The following is an 8,297-nucleotide window of genomic DNA, read 5'->3' as shown; positions in this document are numbered from 1 at the left end:
ACCATGTTTGAAAACCTTGTCATGGCTTATTTGACAAACGACCCTTTACAAAAGCAAGAATACGAAAAGGTTCAAACTTATTTGGAATGGGCTAAAGAGCATGGAGAAGATGGAACGGATATTGGCATTGATCTGGTCGCTACAATCCGTGATGAAGGAGGCTATGCGGCTATTCAATGTAAATGCTATGATGCCTCTCACATAATTAAAAAAGAAGATATTGATAGTTTTATAGCAGCTTCTGGCAAAAAGATCTTCACGCGTCGTATTCTGGTTGATAGCACCGAAACAGATTGGAGTGATAATGTTGAACTAACTTGTGAGGGGCAAGAGGTTCGTATTCAACGCATAAACCTTTTTGATTTAGAGAACAGTCAAATCGATTGGGGGCTTATAAAGAACAAGGACAAGCTGTTCTCAAAGAGAAATCAAAGAAAAAGCTTTTAGATCATCAGAAAGAAGCGCTCAAAGCGGTTTGTGAAGGTTTAAAAGAAGCAGACCGTGGCAAGCTGATTATGGCATGTGGAACGGGCAAGACTTTCACCAGTTTGAAGATAGCAGAAACCATAGCAGGAAAAGGCAAGCGTGTATTGTTTCTGGTGCCCTCTCTCGCTCTTATCTCTCAAACAATTCGTGAATGGACAGAAGATACAGAAGTATCCTTGCGTTCCTTTGCCGTGTGTTCGGATACGCAAGTAGGTAAGCGTCGTAAGAATAAAAATGATGATGAAGCTGGTCTTGATGCATCAGACCTTGTTTTACCGGCTACGACCGATGCCAAAGAGCTTGCGCGTAAAGCCAATAAAACTTCTCTTGATGTAATGACTGCGGTCTTTTCGACTTACCATTCAATCCAAGTGATTTCGGATGCGCAAAAAAAGTATGATTTACCCGAATTTGATCTGATCATCTGTGATGAAGCACACCGTACCACTGGAGCTGTGTTAGGAACAGACAAGCGTGAATCTGAATTTATCAAGGTTCATGATAACGGCATCATTCGGGGCAAAAAACGTCTGTACATGACGGCAACCCCTAAGATCTTTACCGACAAGCTGAAAAAGAAGGCTGACGCATCTGATGCTGTTCTGGCGTCCATGGATGATGAAGAGCTCTATGGAAAAAATCTTTACACGTATACTTTTTCAAAAGCTCTAAAAGATAAACTTTTAACACCCTATAAAGTTATCGTCTTGGCTGTTGATGAAGCAATTATTAACGCAACGATTCAGAAACGCCTTAAAGATAAAAATTCCGAACTTATTCTTGATGATACAACTAAAATCATTGGCTGCTACAAAGCACTTTCCCAAATAGAAAAGAAGGAAGAAGATGGCATAAAACCTATGCGTCGTTCTCTGGCTTTTTGTAAAAATATCAAGACGTCTCAATTAGTTAGCGAACTATTCAATGACGCCATTGATGAATATCATAAATTTGTTCCCGAAAGTAAGACTTCTCTTATCTTTGATGTTAAGCACATTGATGGATCTTTTAATGGCAAAAATCGTAATAAATTACTTGATTGGCTTAAAGAAGATACAGATGAGAATAACTGCCGTGTGTTAACCAATGTCCGATGTCTCTCTGAAGGAGTCGATGTCCCTGCTCTTGATGCGGTTATGTTTTTACACCCGCGTAAAAGTCATGTGGATGTGATACAGGCTGTGGGGCGTGTGATGCGCCGCGCAGAAGGTAAAACAACAGGCTACATTATTTTACCCGTTGGTATTCCCTTTAATATTCCACCACAACAGGCTTTAGAAAACAATACAAAGTATGATGTCATCTGGCAAGTTCTCAATGCTTTGCGTGCTCATGATGACAACTTTAAAAACAAAATAAAAGCCTTAGAGCTGGACCAAGATGTTCGTCATGTGTTTGAGATTGTAGGGGTCACTTTTGACCCTGCTTTACAAGCAATGACCGCAGTTGTTGACGAACTCTCTTTCCACGCGAAATCGGAAAGTGCTGGGCTTCATATTGGTTCAGTAGCAAGTGAAAGCTCTTATAAATATGGAGGACAAAAAGAATTCGAGTTTTATGTTGATGAATTATCGCGTGCTATTAAGCCCATCATTGTCAAAAAATGTGGAGAGCCTAATCAGTGGGGAAATTGGGCTGGCAATGTAGCTGCAATTGCACAAAATCATATTATTCGTCTTAAAAGCATACTCGCTGATAAAAAGAGTGAAGCCTTTCACGCTTTTGATGCCTTTCATAAAGAATTAAAGAACGGTTTAAATGACAGTATCGAGCAAGAGGATGCACTTGAGATGTTGGCGCAACACCTTGTGACACGTCCTATTTTTGAATCCTTGTTTGATGGAAATGAGTTTGTGCAAAACAATGCCATTTCACAAGCCATGGAAAAGATCTTAAGAGAACTTGATAAGATGAATATCAAAGACGAAGCCAAAGATCTTGAAAAGTTTTATCAAAGTGTAAAGGATGATACAGAGGGTATTATTGAAACGCGAGCAAAACAGAATCTTATTATCAAACTTTACGAAGATTTTTTTACCAAGGCATTCAAAAAGACAACAGATAAACTTGGGATTGTTTATACGCCTATTGAAATAGTTGATTTTATCTTACATTCCGTCAATGATGTTTTAGAGCAAGAGTTTGGACAAAGCTTAAGTTCTCGAGGCGTCTCTATTCTTGACCCTTTCACTGGAACGGGGACCTTTATTACACGGCTTTTACAATCCAAGCTCATCAAACCAGAGGATATGGAATATAAATTCCGTCATGATATTCATGCCAATGAGATTGTTTTGCTAGCCTATTACATAGCAGCGATTAACATTGAATCGACCTATCATAGTCTTATGAAAGGAGAGTATATCCCTTTTGAAGGAATTTGTTTAACTGATACGTTTTTGATGCTTGAAGAAAAAGATTTTTTTACACGCTATATGTTTGAGAATTCAGAGCGGTGTAAAAAACAGCAGGAAGTAGATATCCAAGTTATTGTTGGCAATCCTCCTTATTCAACAGGTCAAAAAAGTGCTAATGACAATGCAAAGAATACCCCTTATCCCATATTAAATAACCGTATTCGTGAAACCTATGCTGCTCAATCTAAATCAATGAATACGCGAAATTTTTATGACAGTTATATTCGTGCTATGCGCTGGGCAAGTGACCGTATTGGTAATGCTGGGGTAATCGGCTTTGTTTCTGGCTCTGGTTACATAGAAAAATCGACAATGAATAGTTTACGAAAATCTTTAGCCAAAGAATTTACGAGTATTTATGTACTTAATTTACGAGGGGATCTTCGTAAAAATATGTTAAGCAATGGAGCTGCTCAAGAAGGTGAAAATGTTTTTGGTAGTGGTAGTATGACGGGCATTGCCGTGACGCTATTTATAAAAAATCCCAATACTATTGGACCTTGTAAAATTTACTATCATGATATTGGTGATAATCAAACAAGAGAAAAAAAACTTAAAACAATTAAGGACTTTGGTAGTATTGATGGCATTACACGAAGTAAAAAAGATTGGCAAATAATCACACCAGATAAGCATGGTGATTGGATACGTCAACGTGATGACAGTTTTGAAACATTCTTAGCTTTAGGCGATAAGAGACCTCATGAGAAAAAACTCTTTGAGATTTATTCTTGTGGCATTACGACTAGTCGTGATGCTTGGGCATACAATTCAAGTCGTGCAATTTTAGCAAAAAATATGGGTAACATGATTGCCTTCTATAACAGTGAAGCAGAACGTTTTAATAATGCTTATGCGCACACTGACAGTAAATCACGTACAAAGGCTGTAGATAATTTTGTTAATTCAGATACAAGCAAGATAAGTTGGAGTTTGAATATAAAAAAACAATTAGCAAGAGGTAATATTTTAAAATTTGAAGAAATCGGTTTTGTTCAAAGTTTATATCGTCCTTTTACACGACAGTGGCTTTATTATAATCGCATTTTTAATGAAGCAATTTATCAAATGCCTCGTATCTTTCCTGTAGAAAAAATGATCAAAAATACAGTGATACAAGTTTCTGCTATAGGGGCAAGAAGTGGATTTTCTGTTATTATGACTAAGGATCTACCTGATTTTCATGCAATAGATACAGGTCAATGCTTTCCACGCTATATTTACGAAGACACAACGGTCTCAAAAGATAAAAACAAAAAACAAACTCATTTATTTTTTAATTTCTACAGAAGAAAGTAAAACAGCTGGTTTACAGAAGCGTGATGCCATTACTGATGAGGGACTAGAACATTTTAAAGCCGCTTATCCGAATGAAACCATAACAAAAGATGATTTATTCTATTATGTTTACGGTTTACTTCATTCGGAAGATTATCGCTCTCGTTATGCTGATAATTTATGCAAAGAATTACCTCGCATTCCTTGTGTAAAGAGTGCTGATGATTTTTGGAAATTTGTAACAGCAGGGCGTGAACTGGGTCATTTGCACGTGAATTATGAAACTGTAGAGCCTTATCCAGTGACCTTTAAAAAGGGTAGTCCAAAATTAACAAAGATCTCTAATCCTGAAAAATTCTATTACGTGACTGAAATGAAATTTGCAAAAGCAGGTAAAGAGAAAGATAAAACCACTGTTATTTATAATAGCAATATTACCATGACAGATATCCCTAAAGAAGCTTATGAGTATATCGTCAATGGTAAACCCGCTCTTGAATGGGTTATGGGGCGTCAATGTGTAAAGACTGATAAAAAGAGTGGCATTGTTAATGATGCCAATCGTTATGCTGTTGAAACCATTGGCAACCCTGCCTACCCTCTAGAGTTATTTCAGAGGGTTATTACCGTAAGTTTAGAGACAATAAAAATCGTTAAGAACCTACCAAAACTAGAAATTAGAGAAACTGAATAGACTTGGCTTGCTAAACTCACAAGGGGTATAGAGTCTTATAACCATAATCTATACCTCTCTTGTTAAGTTGATTAGATACAATCTCAAAAAGACAGTTTATATGCGTTATTCTAAAAAGAAATCATTTGCACTTTTAAATACTCTTATTTGGATTGCTTTAAGACTTTTAAGAAACCCACTCTTAAATAGAATTAGATTTTTTTACATTGCCTTTAAAAGATTATACCGTAATCTAAAATGATAGCTTTATTTAAAGAGAGCTATGTATATTCATTTTCTTATATTACTTATAGGTTTTGTAGGTTCTTAAAACCCCCAAAACCCCTACAAAACCCCTTTAAATGTATATTATAGATTGTATTTACGGATTGTATTTAATATAGGTTGTTTCTTTAAAACATTAACGTACTGAAATATAATAACTTTTATTTTTTATTGAAAAAAATATATAAAAGGGGCGTAAAAAGCACCTCCCCCCCCCCAAAACCTCCAAAACTCATAACCATAATGGTCTTGATAGTATTTCATATGAGTTACAAACTATCTTTTGAAAGGCTTTAAAGGAGCATATGCTTTTCATAAAGCACATTTTAATCACTCACTAAAATAATCTATTTTGTCGGTTCAATTTACTGACACATAACTGACAAATATATATTATGAATTGAATTTATGGGTTGTCTTTTAATAAAGGTTGCATCATTAAAATTATAACCTATTGAAATATAATGTTTTTAATTTTCTCTCATTTAAAAAAAATAATAGAGGGTCTAAAAAGAACTGACAAAACTGACACAACTGACAAAAGCCTATTAAAAGGTATTTTTCTGATCTCTATAATGATCAATCTCTCTTTAGATGTTTTCATAACAGTCTATAAATCACAATTATTCTATTTATCGCTTCTCTTATGACAATGAAAAATGATGCCATGGCTATAAAGAACATAACAGCTATAGAGAATGCGTGAAAACAGTAGCTTTGTTTGAATAAAGCAAAAATGCAAATGAAAGCATTGATTATAAGAGTGCCCTTATAAAAGCTGTTAAGTTGCAAATGTGTTATAAACAAAATTCACAAAAAAATTAAAATTCATTTAGTGACAAAATTGATAGGTTATAAAGTTTAAAATACGCATTATGAGAGCGTTTCTAAATATTATAAATGTATAGTTTAAAAAATACGCAGTCGTTTCACAAAGCCAGTAATATAGCTTTAAAAGCACATAAATATAAAAGAAGCAATTAATAGGCATAATATATTATCAACACACAACGTATTTAAAAAATACAAAAAATATCAAAAAAGATAAAATATTATTTGACAATAAATACGTATTTTGTTATATAAATACTTAAGTGATGAAAACACTAAACAGTTAGCGAAGAGGTTACGATAAACCTAATCCTATTAAAACTGACTATCTTTTATGCTCTAATTAGCATATATGATGATTTTGTCGGGTGTAGCTATGCTATAAAATACCCTTATGGGAAAAGCATAGCAACGGACTAACTGCCGTGTTTTCAACGCCCGGCGCCCTTATAGGGGTGTCAATTGAAAACTTTTAAACAGTTAGGTTTTAATTATGACAAATATCTCAAACAACACCCCCGTTAATAAGAAAAAAACATCAAAAAAATATGAATTTACTAGCGAAATGGATTGCGTAGCTGGTCATTTCTTATATCGCATTCGTGCTTTAAGAGATTTTGGTGATGTCAAAGCTGGTGATCTAGGGGGCTTTATTGAAAAGGAAAGCAACTTATCTCACAAAGGCAATTGCTGGGTTTATGATAAAGCGCGTGTTTTTGAAAATGCAAGGGTTTATGACAATGCTAAAGTCAAAGGCTTTTTTGTAGACGTTTATGGCGATGCTAAAATTTATGGTAATGCTATTTTTCAAGGCATGGCAATAAATGATTATTGTGAGGTTTATGGCAATGCCCATGTTGAAAACGCCGTGGTTATTGAAGGCAATGTTAAAATTTATGATAACGCCCGTGTAAGTGGCCATGCTCATATTTCTGATATGTCTGTTATTTGTGATAATGCTCATGTCGGAGGCAATGCTAAAATAAGTGATGGTGCTTATATTTGTGATGATTCCTATGTCGTTGATGATGCCGTGGTTTGTGGTTCTTATGTATCTGGTTCTTCTTGTGTTCATAGTGCTGCCTCTTTAACTGAAGAGGATCAAATTCATGATGAGGCAATTCCAAGATTTGGAAGTGATGATGATTATTACCGTCATGAGTATTATGATGAGGCAATGTAATTAATACTAGGCGCGGCGGGGGCGCCCCTCTTTAAACATCTCATTCTAAAATTCAAATCTATTTATAAAGGAATTGTGCTCATGCAAAAGAAGTTTGCACTCACAAATGAAACGCGTGTAATTAATAATCATACCCTTTATCGCATTAAAGCATTAAAAGACTTTTCTGATGTTAAAGCAGGGGATCTAGGGGGCTTTATCGAAAAGGAAAGTAACTTATCACATGATGGTAATTGCTGGATAGCTAATGAGGCTTGTGTTTATAATAATGCTCTTGTTTCTGATAATGCTACTGTTTTTAATTATGCTCGTGTTTTCGATAATGCAACGGTTTGTGATAATGCAAAGGTATTTGATTTTGCTAGTGTTTATGACAATGCAAAAATTAATGACAATGCTATCGTTCGTGGTCAAGTTTATGACAATGCCTTTGTTTGTAATAAAGCTAATATCATTTTTGATGCAAAAATCTCTGATAATGCGAAAATTGCTGATAATGCTTATGTAAAGGGCTTTGTTTATGGCAATGCAAAAATATTAGGCTCTGCTCGTATTGATTGGGCTGCTCATGTTTACGATAATGCCGTCGTTTCTGACAATGTATATGTTTGTTACTTAGTAAAAATCTTTGGCTATGCTATAGTTGATGGCAATCAAAAAATTTATGATGATATTGGGAATAATAACAAAACCATAAATGAAGCTGCTTAAATAAAGCATGGGCGTTGTGGGGGCGCCTGCTTTCCAATCCAATTTTCCATTTCAAATTTTAGAAAACGTTTATCACATTAGATTGTGAGGGTACTCCTATGTGCAAAAAATACGAATTAACCAGTGAAATTAAAAAAATCAAACATGCACTTACTCGAAATATTATAAATCTTTACCGCATTCGTGCTTTAAAAAATTTCGATGATGTTAAGGCTGGGGATTTAGGGGGCTTTATTGAAAAGGAAGCTAACCTATCCCATGATGGCAATTGCTGGGTCTATGATGAGGCTTGTGTCTATGGTCATGCAAGGGTGTATGACAATGCAAAAATACGCCATTTTTCTCAAGTCTGTGGCCAAGTTTATGGCAATGCTGAGGTCTATGGAAAAGCTTTTATCTCTCAATATGCTAAAGTTTATGACCATGCTTTTGT

General features: G+C 35.1%; 2 protein-coding genes and 2 pseudogenes. All 4 read left to right on the top strand.

What is annotated here, in order from left to right:
* Positions 1 to 4,875, top strand: a pseudogene (locus ACFILO_RS08655) (DEAD/DEAH box helicase); the annotation flags it as partial.
* Between the two features lie 1,588 nt (positions 4,876 to 6,463).
* A complete protein-coding gene (locus ACFILO_RS08650) occupies positions 6,464 to 7,153 on the top strand; it encodes a hypothetical protein (protein WP_375678146.1) in 690 nt (229 codons plus the stop codon).
* 81 nt (positions 7,154 to 7,234) lie between these two features.
* Positions 7,235 to 7,864: a hypothetical protein gene (locus tag ACFILO_RS08645; protein WP_375678145.1), complete on the top strand. Its 630-nt coding sequence runs from the start codon at positions 7,235 to 7,237 to the stop codon at positions 7,862 to 7,864.
* A 98-nt stretch (positions 7,865 to 7,962) separates the two neighbouring features.
* A pseudogene (locus ACFILO_RS08640) lies at positions 7,963 to 8,297 on the top strand (hypothetical protein); the annotation flags it as partial.

This window comes from Bartonella sp. AP72JLCBS, assembly GCF_042195705.1.
Taxonomy (GTDB): domain Bacteria; phylum Pseudomonadota; class Alphaproteobacteria; order Rhizobiales; family Rhizobiaceae; genus Bartonella.
Note: the sequence above shows the minus strand (reverse complement) of the source record. Positions and strands in the feature narration are given on the sequence as shown.